General features: G+C 65.0%; 18 protein-coding genes and 1 tRNA gene. 5 read left to right on the top strand and 14 right to left on the bottom strand.

All coding sequences use genetic code 11. From position 1 onward, the window contains the following. Positions 1 to 33 precede the first annotated feature (33 nt). Together GXY01S_RS06810 and GXY01S_RS06805 are read left to right on the top strand one after the other, a co-directional pair. Complete coding sequence (locus GXY01S_RS06810) at positions 34 to 2,253, top strand: sensor domain-containing protein (protein ID WP_061273420.1); 2,220 nt, start codon at positions 34 to 36, stop codon at positions 2,251 to 2,253. Between the two features lie 174 nt (positions 2,254 to 2,427). Continuing rightward, a complete protein-coding gene (locus tag GXY01S_RS06805; RefSeq protein WP_061273417.1) occupies positions 2,428 to 3,768 on the top strand; it encodes a dihydroorotase in 1,341 nt (446 codons plus the stop codon). Between the two features lie 382 nt (positions 3,769 to 4,150). Here GXY01S_RS06805 and GXY01S_RS06800 read toward each other — a convergent pair whose 3' ends face one another. After that, entirely contained in the window at positions 4,151 to 4,756 is a 606-nt protein-coding gene (locus GXY01S_RS06800) for a TetR/AcrR family transcriptional regulator (RefSeq protein ID WP_061273415.1), read from the bottom strand. Between the two features lie 67 nt (positions 4,757 to 4,823). Between GXY01S_RS06800 and GXY01S_RS06795 the strand changes: the two genes are divergently transcribed. Beyond that, positions 4,824 to 5,225 carry a DUF5367 family protein gene (locus GXY01S_RS06795; RefSeq protein ID WP_242501362.1) on the top strand — a complete coding sequence of 134 codons (402 nt, stop codon included), beginning with the start codon at positions 4,824 to 4,826 and terminating at the stop codon, positions 5,223 to 5,225. An 88-nt stretch (positions 5,226 to 5,313) separates the two neighbouring features. Here the strand turns inward: GXY01S_RS06795 and GXY01S_RS06790 are convergent. From GXY01S_RS06790 to GXY01S_RS18015, 13 genes are all read right to left on the bottom strand, one after another. After that, positions 5,314 to 5,389: transfer RNA gene (locus GXY01S_RS06790), tRNA-Phe, on the bottom strand. A 59-nt stretch (positions 5,390 to 5,448) separates the two neighbouring features. Then, the gene (locus GXY01S_RS06785) at positions 5,449 to 5,658 is read right to left on the bottom strand and encodes a DNA gyrase inhibitor YacG (RefSeq protein ID WP_061273413.1); all 210 of its coding nucleotides are present in this window, start codon (positions 5,656 to 5,658) and stop codon (positions 5,449 to 5,451) included. Continuing rightward, positions 5,655 to 6,773: a ribonuclease E/G gene (locus GXY01S_RS06780; RefSeq protein WP_174520923.1), complete on the bottom strand. Its 1,119-nt coding sequence runs from the start codon at positions 6,771 to 6,773 to the stop codon at positions 5,655 to 5,657. The genes GXY01S_RS06785 and GXY01S_RS06780 overlap by 4 nt, the downstream gene beginning before the upstream one ends. Then, positions 6,770 to 7,399: a Maf family protein gene (locus GXY01S_RS06775; RefSeq protein ID WP_061273410.1), complete on the bottom strand. Its 630-nt coding sequence runs from the start codon at positions 7,397 to 7,399 to the stop codon at positions 6,770 to 6,772. Before GXY01S_RS06775 ends, GXY01S_RS06780 begins: the two co-directional genes overlap by 4 nt. A 16-nt stretch (positions 7,400 to 7,415) precedes the next feature. Continuing rightward, on the bottom strand, positions 7,416 to 7,634 hold the full coding sequence (infA, locus tag GXY01S_RS06770; RefSeq protein WP_010508114.1) for a translation initiation factor IF-1: 219 nt from the start codon (positions 7,632 to 7,634) through the stop codon (positions 7,416 to 7,418). A gap of 97 nt (positions 7,635 to 7,731) precedes the next feature. Further along, on the bottom strand, positions 7,732 to 9,036 hold the full coding sequence (gene hisD, locus GXY01S_RS06765) for a histidinol dehydrogenase (RefSeq protein ID WP_061273407.1): 1,305 nt from the start codon (positions 9,034 to 9,036) through the stop codon (positions 7,732 to 7,734). Beyond that, positions 9,033 to 9,800 (bottom strand): ATP phosphoribosyltransferase, encoded by a 768-nt coding sequence (hisG, locus tag GXY01S_RS06760; RefSeq protein ID WP_242501361.1) that lies wholly within the window; start codon positions 9,798 to 9,800, stop codon positions 9,033 to 9,035. The genes hisD and hisG overlap by 4 nt, the downstream gene beginning before the upstream one ends. 58 nt (positions 9,801 to 9,858) lie before the next feature. Continuing rightward, on the bottom strand, positions 9,859 to 11,121 hold the full coding sequence (murA, locus tag GXY01S_RS06755; RefSeq protein ID WP_061273405.1) for a UDP-N-acetylglucosamine 1-carboxyvinyltransferase: 1,263 nt from the start codon (positions 11,119 to 11,121) through the stop codon (positions 9,859 to 9,861). A 17-nt stretch (positions 11,122 to 11,138) separates the two neighbouring features. Then, positions 11,139 to 11,693: a dCTP deaminase gene (gene dcd, locus GXY01S_RS06750; protein ID WP_061273403.1), complete on the bottom strand. Its 555-nt coding sequence runs from the start codon at positions 11,691 to 11,693 to the stop codon at positions 11,139 to 11,141. Between the two features lie 94 nt (positions 11,694 to 11,787). Continuing rightward, positions 11,788 to 11,991, bottom strand: a complete 204-nt coding sequence (locus tag GXY01S_RS06745) for a hypothetical protein (protein WP_408884312.1) — start codon at positions 11,989 to 11,991, stop codon at positions 11,788 to 11,790. Positions 11,992 to 12,028: 37 nt separating this feature from the next. Further along, complete coding sequence (locus GXY01S_RS06740; RefSeq protein ID WP_061273399.1) at positions 12,029 to 13,171, bottom strand: aromatic ring-hydroxylating oxygenase subunit alpha; 1,143 nt, start codon at positions 13,169 to 13,171, stop codon at positions 12,029 to 12,031. A gap of 232 nt (positions 13,172 to 13,403) precedes the next feature. After that, positions 13,404 to 14,636, bottom strand: coding sequence for a glycosyltransferase family 4 protein (locus tag GXY01S_RS06735; RefSeq protein WP_061273397.1), 1,233 nt, complete (start codon positions 14,634 to 14,636; stop codon positions 13,404 to 13,406). Continuing rightward, a complete protein-coding gene (locus GXY01S_RS18015) occupies positions 14,620 to 14,823 on the bottom strand; it encodes a hypothetical protein (protein ID WP_129551400.1) in 204 nt (67 codons plus the stop codon). Before GXY01S_RS18015 ends, GXY01S_RS06735 begins: the two co-directional genes overlap by 17 nt. Between GXY01S_RS18015 and GXY01S_RS06730 the strand changes: the two genes are divergently transcribed. Beyond that, positions 14,822 to 15,691, top strand: a complete 870-nt coding sequence (locus GXY01S_RS06730) for a tetratricopeptide repeat protein (protein WP_061273463.1) — start codon at positions 14,822 to 14,824, stop codon at positions 15,689 to 15,691. The genes GXY01S_RS18015 and GXY01S_RS06730 overlap by 2 nt on opposite strands. 1 nt (position 15,692) lies before the next feature. Then, the gene (locus GXY01S_RS06725) at positions 15,693 to 16,595 is read left to right on the top strand and encodes a glycosyltransferase family 9 protein (RefSeq protein WP_061273395.1); all 903 of its coding nucleotides are present in this window, start codon (positions 15,693 to 15,695) and stop codon (positions 16,593 to 16,595) included. Position 16,596: the final 1 nt, after the last annotated feature.

Genomic DNA, 16,596 nt, shown 5'->3' with positions numbered 1-16,596 from the left:
GTTGGAAACAGGCCTGCTTAACCTTGGATCCCTATGAAAACGCAGAATCCTACTCCTTCACCAGCCGTTGTGGCCATTCCTGAGATCAGTTTTGAACTGTTGCATCAGGCGCATGATGGCATGGTCATCATCGATGACCATAACATGATCCTCTATGCCAATCCGGCAGCCGAGACGTTATGGGGCTACGACCCGGGCAAGCTCACAGGGCGGCCCGTGGGGGAACTCATGGCGTCGTCGGTGGAAAATGGGGCAGCGCCCTTTGACATCAACGCCTCGATACAGGCGGTTGAGCCGGTGTCGGGGGAGGTCACGTTCGAGAACCGCAGCGGCGACTACATCTCCGCCGAGGTCAGCCTGACGGTGGCGCGGGTCGGGGCCGACGGGCGCCGCTACCGCCTGATGATGGTGCGCGGCATTACCGGCGCGGGCCATCGCAGCCGGGTGGTCGAACTCCAGAATACGGTGTTCCGCTCGCTATCGAGCGAGATCCAGATACAGGACGTGGCGGACATGGTCTGCCGTGAGGTCGAGACGCTGGTGCCCAATACGGTGGCCGTGCTGATCCTGCTTGATGAGCAGAGCCGCCTGCGCATTCTCTCTGGCCCCGGCATGCCGCGCCGCTTTGCCGCGGCCCTGGAAGACATGCGCCTGACCGAGGCCGATATTGCCGCCCTCGCCAATGACCTGAACGAGGCGACGACCATCGTGTGGGACAGCTACCGCTCGGTTGGCATCTCACTGGGGCTGCATCATTGCTGGGCTTCGGCCATCCGCACGCGCAACGGGCGTATTACGGGCATCTTCGCGCTGTATTCGCGCTCCGAGCGCAACCGGGGCGGCTGGCCCGCGCAGATCGTGAACAGCTGCGTGCCTTTCTGTGGCGTGCTGATCGAGCAGCACGAGGCGCGCCAGCACATCTCGCAACTGTCGAATTACGACCCGCTGACCGGCTTCCTCAACCGCACGGCGGTGCACAAGGTCATCCGCTCGCTGATCGGGCAGCCGGGGGATAATCATTTCGCGTTGTACATGATCGATATCGACCGCTTCCGCGATATCAACGACGCGCTGGGCCATATCAATGGCGATGGCTTCCTGAAATCCGTTTCCGAGCGGCTCAAGGGGGTGTCACGCAGCAACTACGTGCTCAGCCGCTCCGGCCCGAACGAGTTCCTGATCATCGTTCCCAACACGCGCCAGGACGAGGCGCTCAAATTCGCCGATATGCTGCATGACAGCGTCAAGCAGCCCATCGAGATCGGCGGCAACATGATCGTGCCCACGCTGGGCATTGGCATCAGCCTGTTCCCCGAGAACGGGCCGGATGGCGAATCCCTGCTCAGCTATGCCGAGCAGGCCATGCGGCAGGCCAAGCGCTCGGGGCTGGGCATGACCCACCTTGCCCGCTCGGAAGACAACAAGGCCGCGCAGGACCGGCTGCTGCTGGGCTCGGCGCTGCGTGAATCGCTGGCGCAGGGCCTGCTCAACCTGCAGTACCAGCCGCAGGTCGACGTGCGCAACAACACGCTGTATGGCGTGGAGGCACTGTCGCGGTGGAACCACCCCACGCTGGGCAACATCTACCCCTCGCGCTTCATCGCGGTGGCAGAGGAAACCGGGCAGATCGAGGCGATCGGCACCTGGTCGCTCGAGCGCGCGGTGCAGCAGATCCTGGAATGGGATGCCCACGGCATTTACGTGCCCACGGTGGCGGTCAATCTGTCCGCCGGGCACTTCCGCAACCGCAACCTGCCCGGCTTCATTGCCCGCCTGCTCAGTGACAGCAAGCTCGAGCCCCATCGCCTGACGGTCGAGATTACCGAGAGCGTGATGATGACTGAAAACGAGGACACGAACATGGTCCTCCAGTCCATCCGCAACCTTGGCGTGGCGCTGTCGATGGATGATTTCGGCACGGGGTATTCGTCGCTTTCAAGGCTGACGCGCCTGCCGCTGACCGAGATCAAGATCGATCGCAGCTTCATCATGAACCTCGAGCATGATGCCAACGCCCAGGCCGTGACCACGGCGGTGATCGGCATTGGCGGCCGTCTTGGCATGACGGTGGTGACCGAAGGCGTGGAAACCGTGCGCCAGCTTGACCTTTTGTGCCAGCTTGGGTGCGATGTGGTGCAGGGCTACCTGTTCGCCCGCCCCATGCCGCCCGAAAAGCTGGAGGAATGGCTGCGCAATGACCGCCTCTCCGCCGTGCTGAAGGAAGCCAAGGAAAGCCGCGCCGCCAGCGAATAAGGCGCCTGCCTGCATCGGTATCCATGATCCGCACCCCGGCCCGCAAGGGCCGGGGTGTCTTTGTATGGGTGGTTTGCACGGGGCCGGACGCATGCCATACAAATACGATCAGCAATCCCTGCGCCCGCCTGCCGCATGCGGTCGGTTACGGGTTCATGGCCACAGGATAATTCCATGACCTTACCCATTTTTGATCTTTGTCTGAAAAATGGCAGCGTTGTCCTGCCGGACGCCACGGTCGTGACCGATGTTTACGTGCGTGACGGGAGGATTGCCCGCATTGGTGGCCAGGGCGACGCGGGCCGGGTCATTGACTGCACGGGGCTGACTGTCCTGCCTGGCGTGATCGACACGCAGGTGCATTTTCGTGAGCCGGGGCTGACGGCAGCGGAAGACCTGGCCACCGGCAGCCTCGCCGCCGTGATGGGGGGCGTCACCGCCGTGTTTGAAATGCCCAACACCAAGCCGCCCACCGACTGCCCCGAGGCTGTGGTGGCCAAGCTCGAGCACGCGCGCGGGCGCATGTGGTGCGACCATGCCTTCTATGTGGGGGCCACGACCGATAACGCCGATCGCTGCGCCGAGCTGGAAATGCTGCCGGGCACGGCGGGGATCAAGATTTTCATGGGATCTTCCACCGGCAGCCTGCTGGTGTCCGATGATGCGGTGCTGGAGCGGGTGCTGCGCTCGGGCCGCCGCCGTGTCGCGATCCATGCCGAGGACGAGACCCGCCTGCATGAGCGCATGGGTGAGCGCAAGGCAGGCGACCCCTCAAGTCACCCGGTCTGGCGCGATGAGGAAACGGCCCTGCGCGCCACGCGGCGCATCGTGCAACTGGCGCGGCGCACGGGGCGGCGCATCCATGTGCTGCACATCACCACCCCGGCGGAACTTGAGTTCCTGTCCGGCCACAAGGACATTGCCAGTTGCGAAGTAACGCCGCAGCACCTGACGCTGGCAGGCGAGGACGCGTATGCCCGGCTCGGCACGCTGGCGCAGATGAACCCGCCCATCCGTGGCCAGAAATATCGCGACGGGCTGTGGTACTGGATGGGCCAGGGCGTGCCCGACATCATCGGCTCGGACCATGCCCCCCATCCGCTCGCGGCCAAGCAGCGCGCGTATCCCGATACCCCATCGGGCATGCCGGGCGTGCAGACCCTGCTGCCGCTCATGCTCAACCATGTGGCGCAGGGCAGGCTATCGTTGCGCCGCCTGGTGGACATGACATCGGCTGGCCCGCAGCGCCTGTTCGGGCTGGTGCGCAAGGGGCGCATCGCGGTGGGGTATGACGCGGATTTCTCGGTGGTTGACCTGGCCGCGCGCTGGACGGTGCAGCAGGAATGGCTGGCCTCCAAATGTGGCTGGTCGCCGTTTGTGGGCGATGAACTGACCGGTCGCCCCATGGGCACCATCATCCGTGGCAATGTGGTCATGTGGGAAAACCAGATCGCGCCCACCGCGCAGGGTGCGCCGCTATTGTTTGAAGCCACGGATCGCCCGCTGACCGCCTGAAAGCGGTGATCTGGAAAGACCGCTTTGGCGGCATGTAATCAAAAAAGTCTGGACGCCGCTTTTCTTGAGGAAAGCGGCGTTATTTTTAAGAGACTGTTTAAAAATTTAGCTCACGAAATATCCATAAATCATAAGAAAGTTTTTGGTGGATATTTTTTCAAAAAGCTTCAAATAACACTGCCTTTTTGAAAAAAAATCGGCACCCAGAAATTTTTACTATTTTCCATCAACGAATTATTTTCAAAAAGTCTCTAACATATTCATTAAATATTTCAAAAAAACAGCCTTATGCTTTGCAGGTCCATTGTATGGAAAGGCTGTTTTTCGCGCATGTTCAGGCAACATGCCCAAGGCACGCCCGATAGCACGGACAAGGCACCCGTTACGGGCTGTCAGGCCCGCACGGCACGGGGTCTAGCAGGCTGGCCAGATAAGCCGAAACCCCTGCGGTGCTGCCCGGACTGGCGGCTTCCAGCAGGCTTATGCCCTCCACGATGGAAAGGATGGCGGCCGCCCGGCCCGGCTGGGCACCCGTGGGCGGTGCGGTCAGGCGTGAATCGATCCATGCCATCCAGCCCCGGACCACATCGCGCGCGACGCTGTCATAGGGTTGCATTCCTCTGGCGCCACGGGCGATGACATCGGTCCATACCTGCATGAAGGGGGCCACGTCCGCCTCATGGGCAAGCGCGAGCACGCGCGTCAGAAACTGCCCCGGTGAGAGGCGCGGCCCCGTACTATGCCCCGCCAGCAGGTGGCTCAGGCGATCACTGATTTCATGCAGCACGGCCAGGATCATCTGCTCACGGGTCGTGAAATAATAAAGCAGCATGCGGTCGCTTGTACCGAGCCGGGCCGCCAGCGCGCGCACGCTCATATCGCCCAGCCCTTCATGCAGGACAATCGTCGCGATCTCGGCGGTCAGGGCCGCATGGCGGGCCGTTTTGTCGCCCCGGGCGGTACGCGTGCAGTCTGCTGACGGTTTCATGCAGAAAATGTAGCGCGTGCTACATGGTTCTGGTATGTAGTAGGTGCTACATATGAAAGGACGAACCATGATGTTGCGCCCAAGGCAGATCGTGATCTGCACATCGCTTGCCGTTTCCTTCTGGTTGCTGGCGACACTCTATATTCGTTTCATGCCCGTGTTTGTGACTGATCCCCTGCGGGGGGATATCGGATTCATTACCAGCATTCCCGTCTGCTGGCTCTGTATCTGGCTGGCCATCCGCCTGGCCAGACTTGAGCCGCAGCAGATTCTTGCAGGTTGCATGCTTGTACTGGCCGATGCCATGCTTATTGATGGCATTGCGCTGCGCTGGTTTCATGCAGTCTATACAACTGATGAACGGACCGCACGTCTTGGCGCGGCGTGGCTGCTATGGGGATACGGGGTCAGTGCGTGGATTGCCCTTTTCGTGGCAAAGCGCAGGGCAAGCCGGCATCCGGCCTGCTGACAGGCGATTACGGACGCACCAAGCCACGCTCCGCCTGCTGCGTGCAGTGGACTACCAGCTTATTGTCGTAATTCTAGGGAAATCAAGATGGTGCCCAAGACCGGGATCGAACCAGTGACACTGCGATTTTCAGTCGCATGCTCTACCAACTGAGCTACTTGGGCACCGGGCCGTTGGTCCGGCTATGTCATGAGGCAGGGCCGTCATGACGTTGGACAAGCGTTTAACCCACCTCATCATCGGGATCAACCCGTCTTGTGTATTTTTCATCCATTTCGGAGGGAATTTCAGTCGAGGGCACGCGATACTGTCCCGAGAACCAGTGCCCGAGATCCACATCCGCGCAGCGCCGCGAACAGAACGGCCGGTAGCGCGGGTGGGCGGGCTTGCCACAGATGGGGCAGGGGGCGGCTTTGGGCTGCTGCGCGGTCATGGTTCAAATCTCCAGCCATGGGCGGGCAGGGCCGGGTCGGCAACGGGCGCAAGCACGCGCCCGGTCAGGCGCATGAAGTCCTCCCCCCATGCCGGATGGTCCTGCATCATCTGCATGATACCATAGCCGCAGGCCAGCCGCACGGGCTGCCCGTTGGGCGGCATGCCGCGATAGGCCTGCATCTGTCCGCGCAGGGCATGCAGCATGCGGCCCTCGCGCGAATGAAACAGCTCATGCAGCGGAGGGTGCACGCGCGGGCGCACGATCTCGGCCAGGCCCAGCGCGGTAAAGCCCAGAAAGCGCGGGCGCAGCGGGTCATCGCGCAGCACGGTCTCGATCGTATCGCCCAGCGCGCGACGCTTGCGGATGGCAAGCCCCGCCACGTCAACCACGATCGCGCCCGACAGGTTGCGCAGCCGCAACTGGCGCATCAGGTCGGGCAGGGCATCGCGGTTGGCGGCAAACTGCGCGGTCTGCTTGGGGCGGCGGTCCATGCTGGTGGCCGCGCCTCCATCCATGTCGATCGCAACAAGAGCCGGGGTGGGCGTAATGCTGGCCGACATGCCGCCGGGCAGGGGCACGGTGGCCTCCTCGAGCGCATCGGCCTGGGCGCGCAGGTCGCTGTCAAAGGCGGAACTGGCGCGTGACAGGCGTGGGTGCAGGCTGGCAGGCAAAAGCGTGGCAATGGCCGCGTCATCAATGACGATGGGCGCATCGGCGTAACGCCCGGCCAGGCGCTCCAGCGGGGTGAGGCCACGCCGCAGCAGCCGGGGGTCGGCGCCGCCGGGCAGGTCGGGGGGCAGGTTGCGCGCGCCAAGCCGCACGCCCTTGCCGCCCTGTGCGCTGCGGGTGACGGTAACAAGCACCGTCTGCCCCTGCGTCAATGGGCCAAGCCCTTCCGAATCGGGTAGAAAGCCTGCCTGTTCCTGCCCCGGCAGGGTTACGAACGTGCCACCGAGCGCAGGCGCATGCGCGCTGACGCGGGCGCGGTAAATATCGCCTACGCCATCGGGCATGTCAGGCCGCCACAGGGCGAATTCCTGCATCAGGCCATCAAGGGTTACGGCAATGCGGATTTCACCCGGGCTGCTGCTGGCGCAGATGCGCGCGCTCACGAAAGCCAGCTTCCCTTCTGCCCGCGCAGCAACTGGGCTGTCTCGAACAGGGGCAGGCCCACAATGCCGGTGTAGCTGCCTGACATAAAGCGCACGAACGCCGCCGCATGGCCCTGTATGGCGTAGCCACCCGCCTTGCCCTGCCAGTCGCCTGCGGCAATGAGCGCATCGATCTGCGCAGGCGTGAGGCGGGAGAATGTGACCGTGCTGGCAACGATGCGGTTGCCCGCACGCCCTGCCGCCCACGCGGCGGTGGGGCGAATGGCGATGGCGGTAAAAACGGTATGGCGGCGGCCAGAAAGCCGTTCGAGACAGGCGCGTGCCGTCTGCTCATCTTCCGCCTTGGGCAGGATGCGGCGGCCGAGGGCCACGACCGTATCGGCAGCGAGCACGAGGGCCGGGCCTTCAACCTGGGCCGCCACATGCGCCGCCTTTTCAGCGGCGAGGCGCTCGGCATAGGGGCGCGGCAGTTCATCACGGCCGGGCGTTTCATCGATATTGGCTGGAAAGACCTGACCGGGCACAAGCCCGATCTGGCGCAGCAGGTCAAGCCTGCGGGGTGAAGCCGAGGCAAGGACAAGCCGCACCTCTGCCGCCGCGCCAGCGGGCGCGGTGGTTCCGGTCATGACCGACAAGGGCGGCTTACTTGAAGCGGAAGGTGATGCGACCCTTTGTCAGGTCATAAGGCGTCATTTCCACATTCACGCGGTCACCGGCGAGCACGCGGATGCGGTTCTTGCGCATCTTGCCGCTCGTATGCGCGAGGATGGTGTGCTCGTTGTCCAGTGTAACGCGGAACATGGCATTGGGCAGCAGTTCGGTAACCGTGCCGCTGAATTCGATCATGTCTTCTTTAGACATCGTGTCCTTCAATCATCAAAAGTGCCGTCCTGCCGCGGGCCCGCGACGTAGTACGGTTGGTTTATGTGGGGAGACTCGCCGCCGGGGTCAAGTTCCGTTATGGCGCGCCGTCAAGCTTTGCCAGCCGTACGGCCACGCTCAGGGCATGGGCATCAAGCCCTTCGGCCTCGGCAAGGCTTACGGCGGCAGGCCCGATCCTGCGCAGCGACTCGGCCTGCGCCTCGATGAACGTGGTGCGCTTGATGAAGTCGAACACCGAAAGCCCCGACGAGAACCGTGCCGTGCGGCTGGTGGGCAGCACATGGTTCGGCCCACCCACGTAATCACCGATCGCCTCGGGGCAGTAGCGCCCCACAAAGATCGCGCCTGCATGCCGCACCCGGTCAAAAACCGGCTGCGGGTTGTCGATCATGAGTTCCAGATGCTCCGGCGCGATCTCGTTTACAAGGCCAGCGGCTTCATCAAGGTCGCGCACGGTAATGATCGCGCCATGTGCATCCCAGCTGGCGCGGGCGATTGCGGCGCGCGGCAGGGTTTCAAGCTCCGTGGCCACCGCCTGTTCCACCTGTGCTGCCATGCCCGCATCGGGCGTGATCAGGATGGACTGGGCCATGGGGTCGTGCTCGGCCTGGGCCAGCAGGTCAAGGGCGATGGCGCGGGGGTCGTTGTTGCCATCGGCAATCACCACCACCTCCGACGGGCCTGCAATGCTGTCGATGCCCACCGTGCCGAACACCTGCCGCTTGGCTTCGGCCACATAGGCGTTGCCCGGCCCCACCACGCGGTCAACCGGGGCGATGGTGGCGGTGCCGTAGGCCATGGCGCCCACGGCCTGCGCCCCGCCCACGCGGTAGATCTCGGTAACACCCGCGCGGCGGGCGGCGGCGAGCACGAGCGGGTTGAGCACGCCATCGGGCGTGGGCACGCACATGGCAATGCGCCCGACGCCCGCCACATGGGCGGGGATGGCGTTCATCAGCACGGAGGAGGGGTAGGCCGCCTTGCCACCGGGCACGTACAGCCCCACCGAGTCCAGCGCCGTCCAGCGCATGCCCAGCGTAACCCCTGCGTCGTCGACATATTTCATGTCGGCGGGCATCTGCGCCTTGTGGAAGGATTCGATGCGGGTGGCCGCGACTTCCAGCGCCTCAAGCAATTCGGGGGATACGTCGGCGCAGGCGGCCGCGATCTCTTCGGGCGTGATGCGCAGGGTGGCGGGTGTGACACTGGTGCGGTCAAAGCGGTTGGTGAATTCGCACAGTGCTTCGTCCCCATGCTTGCGCACGGCGGCGAGGATCTCGGCCACGGGGCCATCGACACGGGCGGTGTCGCTATCGCGCTCGGCCAGCAGGCGTTTGAACGCGGCGCGGAAATCCGCCTGGGTGCTTGTCAGGCGCTTCATGCCTTGTGCTCCTTGGCCAGCGCCGCGCGGAAACGGTTGATGATCGCGGTAATGCGCTCGGGCTGGGTTTTCAATGCCGTGCGGTTCACGATCAGGCGGCTGGTGATGTGGGCGATGGTCTGGGTTTCCTCCAGCCCGTTTGCGCGCAGCGTGGAGCCGGTATCGACCAGATCGACGATCAGGTGCGAAAGATCCAGCACCGGGGCCAGTTCCATCGCGCCATGCAGGTGCACGATGGAGGCATTGATGCCGCGTGCCGCGAAATGCCGCCGCGTGAGCGAGGGATACTTGGTCGCCACCCGCACCTGCGAGAGGCGGTTGGGGTTATCCTCCTGCCCGCTGCGATCCCTGGGCTGGGCGATGGAAATACGGCACCCGCCAATACCCAGGTCAAGCGGGGCATAGATTTCGGGGTAGTCGAACTCCATCAGCACGTCGGCGCCGCAGATGCCGATCTGCGCACCGCCAAAGGCCACGAAGGTCGCCACATCGAACGAGCGCACGCGCACCACGTCTATGCCGGGGTCGTTGGTCTCGAAACGCAGCAGGCGGCTCTTGTCATCATTGAAGTCCGGGCCGGGCACAATGCCCGCCATATGCAGAAGCGGCGCCGCGGCTTTGAGGATACGGCCCTTGGGCAGGGCGAGTACCAGCGGGCTATCCGTTTCCGGAATGGCGGTCTGGGCCGGTGACAGGACGGTCAATGCATTCTCCACGCATGAAGGCAGGCCCGCTGCAATCGCGTGGCGGGCCGTAAGTGACATGCGCGCATACCACATTCCGCCATCATGCAGGAAGCGCCCTTTTGGCAGGGCAGGGGCCTCAGCCTGAAACGCGCTCGATATGGGCGCCCACCTGTGCGAGCTTGCGCTCGACGGCCTCATAGCCACGGTCAAGGTGATAGACCCGGCTCAGGATCGTCTCGCCATGGGCGGCGAGCCCTGCGAGGATGAGCGAGAACGAGGCTCGCAGGTCGGTCGCCATGACCGGCGCGCCCGAGAGCGAATGCACGCCGCGGATGATGGCCGACGAGCCATGCACGTTGATGCGCGCGCCCATGCGGTTGAGTTCGGGCACATGCATGAAGCGGTTCTCGAAAATGGTCTCGGTCACCATCGATGCCCCTTCCGCCACCGAGAGCAGGGCCATGAACTGCGCCTGCATGTCGGTGGGGAAGCCGGGATAGGGCTCGGTCATGATATCGACCCCGCGCAGCGCGCCGGTGCGCTGCACGCGCACGGCCCCTTCCTCCTGCACCATTTCCACGCCCGCTTCCTCCAGCGCGCGCACCACGGCGCCGAGATGCTCGACCTGGCCGCCCACAAGGCGCAGCTCGCCCCCGGTAATGGCGGCGGCACAGGCATAGGTGCCGCATTCGATGCGGTCGGGCATGACGCGGTAGCGCGCGCCATGCAGCCCCTCGACCCCGTCAATGACCAGCTTGCCGGTGCCAATGCCGCTGATGCGCGCGCCCATGGCGTTGAGGCAGCCCACCAGGTCACCAATTTCAGGCTCGCGCGCGGCGTTGATGATCTCGGTGCGGCCCTTGGCGAGCGAGGCAGCCATGAGCAGGTTCTCGGTCGCCCCCACCGAGGCGAAAGGCAGGATGACCCGCTCGCCCTTCAGCCCGTTCGGGGCCTCGGCATGGATGTAGCCGTTCTCGAGCGTGATCTTCGCACCCAGCGTTTCCAGCGCCTTGAGGTGCAGGTCAACGGGGCGGGTGCCAATGGCGCAGCCGCCGGGCAGCGACACGCGGGCCTCGCCACAGCGGGCAAGCAGCGGGCCGAGCACCAGAATCGAGGCGCGCATCATGGAGACGATGTCGTACGGCGCTTCCGTATTGGTGATCTCGCCGCCCACCGAAAGCGTGCCGCCATCGCCGCTCACGTCTTCCACGCTCAGCCCGTGCTGCTCGAGCAGGCGGCGCATGGTGCGGATATCGGCAATGCGGGGCACGTTTTCGAGCACCAGCTTCTCGGGCGTGAGCAGCCCCGCCACCAGCAGCTTGAGGGCGGAGTTCTTGGCCCCGCCGATAACGATGTCGCCACGCAGCGCGTGGCCGCCGTGGATGATGAAACGGTCCATAGGCTTGCAGTCCCTGCTTACATGCGCGGTGGGGCGACGCCGACCTGCCCCATGTATTTGCCCTTGCGGTCGGCGTAGCTGACCTCGCACGGGCTGGCCCCCTGAAAGAACAGGAACTGGCAGATGCCCTCATTGGCATAGATGCGCGCGGGCAGCGGCGTGGTGTTGCTGATCTCGATCGTGACCTGCCCTTCCCATTCCGGCTCCAGCGGGGTCACGTTGACGATGATGCCGCAGCGCGCATAGGTGGACTTGCCCAGGCACACCACCAGCGTGTCGCGTGGTATGCGGAAATATTCGACCGTATGCGCCAGCACGAAGCTGTGGGGCGGAATGGTGCAGCAGTCGCCGTGGCGGGTGACGAAGCTGTTCTCGGCAAAGTTCTTGGGGTCGACCACCGCGTTGTCCACGTCGGTGAAAATCTTGAATTCGTTGGCGATGCGCGCATCGTAGCCATAGGAGGACAGGCCGAAGGAAATCACGCCCTCACGGCTCTGTTTTTCCACGAACGGCTCGATCATGCCGTGTTCCGTGGCCATGCGGCGAATCCACGTATCAGGCATTATGGGCATGGTGTCCGTTCCTCCGGCATGGATTGCGCGCAGGGCATGCCCTGCGGCTTGCGCGACCACTAACGAAGTGATCGGCCAACCGCAACCGGCAAAATCACGCTTCGTTGCCGGATGTGTCCTGCGGCGCGGCCTCGGGCGGTGTGGTGCGCGCGCGGCTCTGCTGCTTGCGCCGCCGCAGGTTGGCGCGCAGGGCTTCGGCCTCGCGCTCGAGGCGGGCAAGGCGGGCGGCTTCCGCCCGGTCGGTCAGGCGGGGGGTGTCGGGCCGGTCGGTCATTGTGGTGTTTCGTTCAGGGGTCACGGCCAGCCACGCCTGCGGGGCGTGGCTGGCGCAGCACTCAGGCCGTGGTTTCGGGTTCGGTGGGGCAGGGCGCGGGTGCGGCAGCCGCTTCCGCCTGCGGTGCCGCATCCTGCGCAGTGCCGCAACGCGTGAGCAGTTCGCGCAGCGCCCTGACCACGGGGAAGATCTCGACATTGCGATCGTGGCCAACCTCGTTCCACGCTGCCTGCTCCAGTTCCACGATTTCCTTGTCTTCAAGGAAGATGCGGTTGGTGAACCAGCCCAGCGCGGGCCAGATCAGGTCGATCAGCAGCGGGGTCTGCGGGCGCAGGATGGACAGCAGCCCGAAGGACTGCGTGATGCGCTCGTCCTTGTCCACCGGCACGTAGGCCGTCCACAGGTCCATGATCAGGTCACCGTCCTTGTCGGTGATGCGCAGGGTCTGGTACGGGTATTCGGTGCGGATGGTCACCACTTCCTCGACGGGCTGCTCCTTGCCGTTGAGGTCCTTGTGTTTGCCAAAGATCAGGCGCTCGGCCAGGGGCTGCTGGCCTGCACAGCGCATGAAGCTGTAGCGGGCCTCGATGAAGTCCTCGCCCTTGTCCTGGCCAAGGAAGCGCGCCTTGATCTGGCCCATCTGGCGGCGGTGCAGGAACTGATGGTTCATGTCCATCAGGTTCTCGTGCATGAAGGTATAGTGGCAGTTCACGCGCGGGCTGAAATGCTTGGTCTTGTATTTGGGGTTGTCGGTCTGCGCGAGTTTGGGGAAGGGGGTGCTGTCCGCCTTGGATGCATCGCCGGGGAAGACAAAGATCAGCCCGCCTGCCTCGCGCACGGGGAAGGTGCGCACGCCGTTGGGCATCTTGCCCTTGCCCAGATAGGGCACGTCGATGCAGCGGCCCGAGCGGCCAAACGCCCAGCCATGATAGCAGCAGCGCACGGTCTGGCCATTGACGGTGCCCTTGCTCAGCGGCACCTGGCGGTGGGGGCAACGGTCGAACAGGGCGAAGACGCTGCCTTCCTCGGGGCGGACGAGCACCATGGGAATGCCCGCGAAGCTGACGGCCAGCGTCTTGTTGCGGCGCAGGTCGGCCGACCACGCGACCGGATACCAGAAATCCGGGTTGGAATTGACCCGCCGCAGGTCGGGCGCGGCTGCCGTGGCGGCGGTGTCTGTCTGGACGGGGGAAATCTGGTTCATGTGGTGCAGTCCCGAAGTGTTCACGTTAAACGGCGGTCAGCGGGCATCCCCGTCGGCCAGGAATCAGAATGTGCCATGGGTGAAGAATTTCAGCCGGGTTGTCGACTGTAAAACCGCCCTTTGCATATGGCCCATGCTCCGGGCTGGATGCTCAGCCACGGTTTTGGGGCGGGCATGAGGCAGATCAAGGTATTGTTGCGCCGCATATGACACAATTACGGCGCGCCGCCCTTCAGCCTGCCTGGGTCAGGGCATCCTCATCCCATTCCGGGCTGCCCATCATGGTGGCGTGATAGAACGTATCCGCCAGCCGGGTGTGCAGGAGTTCATCATAAACGCACAGGGTCGCATATTGCATGGCCTGGGTGGAATAATGCAGCAGCACGTTTTCGCGCGCGTGCACGGCAAGCTCGGCGCGTTCCTGAGCCGACAGGTCGGCCACGTGGCGGATGCACGCGGCGAGCGCCTGCGTATCATCGGGGGAGAAGGCAAAGCCGGTCACGCCGTTCTCCACCGTTTCCAGTGCGGCGCCATGGGCGGCGACGATCACGGGGCGGCCCATGGCCTGCGCCTCCACCACCACGCGGCCAAATGGCTCGGGCCTGCGTGAGGGCACCACGATCATGTCGGCCAGCATCATGGCGGCGGGCATGTCCGCGCAGTGGCCTGCAAAGCGCAGGTTGGCCGCAATGCCGCTGCGCTCGGCCTGGGCCACGAGCGCGCGGCCTTCCTTCGCGTTGGCCTCGCCCACGAAAATGCACACCCAGTCCTGGCTGAAGCCTTCCGTGCGGGCAAGATGGGCCAGCGCCTCGATCAGCACGGCATGGCCTTTCCACGCGGTCACGCGCGCGGGCAGCATGATGACCGTGGCGCCATCGGGGATCTGCCATAGCCCCATGAGCTTCTGCACCCGGTTGCCGCGCACGTTATGCGGGTCGAAGCGCAGCATGTCCGCCCCGCGCGGGATCAGGCGCAGGCGGTCGTCGCCCACCTTGTATTCATCGCGCAGGCGGGTGGCGATGTACTGGCTGATGGCAATGACCCGCGCGCCCGAGGCCAGCACGCTGTTATAGCGCTTCTTGCCCGGCAGGTTGGCCGCATGCACCCCATGCCACGTGGTGACCAGCGGCACGCCCGCCCGGCGGCAGGCAAGCGACGCCGCCCAGGCGGGCGCGCGCGAGCGGGCATGCACCAGGTTGACGCCGTGCGCGGCCATGACATGGCGCAGCCTGCTGGCGTTGCGCATGATGGAGAAGGGGTTCTTGGCGCCCAGTTCGAGCGCGATGGGGGTGGCGCCGATATATTTCAGGCGTGGCACAAGGCGCCCGCCCGCACTGGCCACCAGCGCCGTGCCGCCAGCCTGTACGATGGCCTGCGCCATTTCCAGCGTGCCATGTTCTATCCCGCCGGATTCGAGCGCAGGCAGCACCTGCAGGATGACGGGTCGGTCAGTAACGGTTTGCATCACATTTCACCATACCACGAACGCAATGGAACTGCACGGTCTGCCGGTCAATCGGGCTTTGGTTCTTGACCTTGGCCGCAGGCAGGCCGACGAATGCGCTAATGAGACCTTCTGCCCAGTCATCCTTCTGCATGCCTGCCGCATGGCCGGTGCCGGTGTTTTCGTGCGCCCGGCGCGCGGGTTTCATGGCCTTTGGCCTCGTGCTGGCCGCGGGCCTTGCGTGCGGGCGCGCCCGGGCTGATGAAACTCCTGTAAAAGAAGTGCCGTCCCCCGTCGCCACGCCCTCATCCACCCCGCCCGCGCCTGCAGCGCCAGAGAGCTGGGATTTCAGCCACTGCACCGCCACCCTGGCCGATGACCCCGATGGCGCCCGCGATTATGCCGAGGACTGGCGCAGCCATGGCGGCGGCCTTGAGGCCGGGCAATGCGCGGCCCTGGCCCAGATGGAACTTGGCGATGTGGCCACCGCCGCCACGGAACTCGACCGTCTTGCCCACGTGCCTGACTGGCCCGAAGGCCCCCCCGCGAACCGGCGGGGCGGCAGGCAGGCCACGGCTGAAACACCGGCCTCCCGCCTGCGCCGTGCCAGTGTTGCGGAGGCGGCGGCCCGCGCCTGGCAGGCTGATGACAGCCCGAAACAGGCCTTTGACAGCGCCACCTATGGCCTGACGCTGGCCCCTGATGATCCGGCGCTGAAGCTGGTCTATGCGCGGGTGGCGGTGGAGCTTGGCCAGCCCCAGCGCGCCATCGACATGCTCACGCCGCTGCCATCCGTGCCTGCCGCGCGTGACGAGGCGCTGGTGGCGCGGGCAGGCGCGTGGCGCAAGCTCGGGCGCATTGACCAGGGCATGGCCGACATCAACGCCGCCCTGCACGACATGCCCCATAACGGCGCGGCCCTGCTTGAACGCGGCATTCTGTACCAGCGCCAGGGCCAGATGGAACAGGCCCGCGCCGACTGGCTCGACGTGGTGAAGCAGGCCCCGGATTCGGATGAGGCCGATCTTGCGCGTCAGGATCTCGCGTTGCTGGAAACCGACCCCGAGGCACCCTGACATGGCCCGCATTCTTGTCATCCGCCTGGGGGCCCTGGGCGATTTCGTACAGTCCTTTGCCCCTTTCGCCGCCATCCGCGCCCATCATGCCCATGATGAGGTGGACCTGCTGACCCAGCCGCCCTTCGCTGAACTCGGCAGCGCCTGCCCGTGGTTCGACCACGTGCTGCTCGACCGCAGGCCGCCGTGGCGCGATATTGCTGCCATCATGGCGCTGCGACGTATGCTGCGCGGGTATGATTTCGTATACGACCTCCAGACCTCGGGGCGCAGCACGCGCTATTTTCATCTTTCAGGGCGCAGGGCGTGGTCGGGAATCGGGCGCGGCGCACAGGCGGTTCATGACAACCCCCAGCGGCGCTTCATGCACACCCGCGCGCGCCAGCGCGACCAGCTCAGGCAGGCGGGACTCGACCACCTGCCCGTGCCCGACCTGTCATGGCTGGCCCGGGGCGGCCCCGTGCTGCCCGCGCCCTATGCGGTGCTCGTGCCCGGCGCCGCCGCCCACCGCCCGGCCAAGCGCTGGCCGGTGGAGCGCTACGCGGCCCTTGCCGTGCGCCTGCACGCGCAGGGCCTGCTGCCCGTGATCGTGGGCGGGAAGGGCGAGGCCGGGCTGGCCCGCACTATCCGCAAGACCTGCCCTGATGCGGTGGACCTGACCGGGACCACCACCTTGCTTGAACTTGGCGGCGTGCTGGCGCGCGCGACCTGGGCGGTGGGCAATGATACCGGCCCCATGCACATGGCCGCAGCCCTTGGGGTGAAGTGTACCGTGTTGTTTTCCGCCGACAGCAACCCCGCACTCACCGCCCCGGTGGGGGTGCGGGCTGGGCAGGTGCGGGTGATTTATGTGCATGATCTGGCCACCGTGCGCGTTGACAGGGTTGCGGCAACGCGCGCCTGAC

It is taken from the genome of Komagataeibacter xylinus NBRC 15237 (assembly GCF_001571345.1).
In the GTDB taxonomy this organism is placed as follows: Bacteria; Pseudomonadota; Alphaproteobacteria; order Acetobacterales; family Acetobacteraceae; genus Komagataeibacter; species Komagataeibacter xylinus.
This window is presented reverse-complemented; position numbering and strand designations above follow the sequence as displayed.

Coding starts and splice junctions, on each gene's coding strand:
- GXY01S_RS06805 (WP_061273417.1), top strand. CDS start 2,428: ATGACCTTACCCATTTTTGATCTTTGTCTGAAAAATGGCAGCGTTGTC.
- GXY01S_RS06810 (WP_061273420.1), top strand. CDS start 34: ATGAAAACGCAGAATCCTACTCCTTCACCAGCCGTTGTGGCCATTCCT.
- GXY01S_RS18015 (WP_129551400.1), bottom strand. CDS start 14,823: ATGAAACCCGCGCGCCGGGCGCACGAAAACACCGGCACCGGCCATGCG.
- GXY01S_RS06740 (WP_061273399.1), bottom strand. CDS start 13,171: ATGAACCAGATTTCCCCCGTCCAGACAGACACCGCCGCCACGGCAGCC.
- infA (WP_010508114.1), bottom strand. CDS start 7,634: ATGTCTAAAGAAGACATGATCGAATTCAGCGGCACGGTTACCGAACTG.
- GXY01S_RS06730 (WP_061273463.1), top strand. CDS start 14,822: ATGGCCTTTGGCCTCGTGCTGGCCGCGGGCCTTGCGTGCGGGCGCGCC.
- hisG (WP_242501361.1), bottom strand. CDS start 9,800: ATGTCACTTACGGCCCGCCACGCGATTGCAGCGGGCCTGCCTTCATGC.
- GXY01S_RS06775 (WP_061273410.1), bottom strand. CDS start 7,399: ATGACCGGAACCACCGCGCCCGCTGGCGCGGCGGCAGAGGTGCGGCTT.
- GXY01S_RS06785 (WP_061273413.1), bottom strand. CDS start 5,658: ATGACCGCGCAGCAGCCCAAAGCCGCCCCCTGCCCCATCTGTGGCAAG.
- murA (WP_061273405.1), bottom strand. CDS start 11,121: ATGGACCGTTTCATCATCCACGGCGGCCACGCGCTGCGTGGCGACATC.
- hisD (WP_061273407.1), bottom strand. CDS start 9,036: ATGAAGCGCCTGACAAGCACCCAGGCGGATTTCCGCGCCGCGTTCAAA.
- GXY01S_RS06735 (WP_061273397.1), bottom strand. CDS start 14,636: ATGCAAACCGTTACTGACCGACCCGTCATCCTGCAGGTGCTGCCTGCG.
- dcd (WP_061273403.1), bottom strand. CDS start 11,693: ATGCCCATAATGCCTGATACGTGGATTCGCCGCATGGCCACGGAACAC.
- GXY01S_RS06795 (WP_242501362.1), top strand. CDS start 4,824: ATGATGTTGCGCCCAAGGCAGATCGTGATCTGCACATCGCTTGCCGTT.
- GXY01S_RS06725 (WP_061273395.1), top strand. CDS start 15,693: ATGGCCCGCATTCTTGTCATCCGCCTGGGGGCCCTGGGCGATTTCGTA.
- GXY01S_RS06800 (WP_061273415.1), bottom strand. CDS start 4,756: ATGAAACCGTCAGCAGACTGCACGCGTACCGCCCGGGGCGACAAAACG.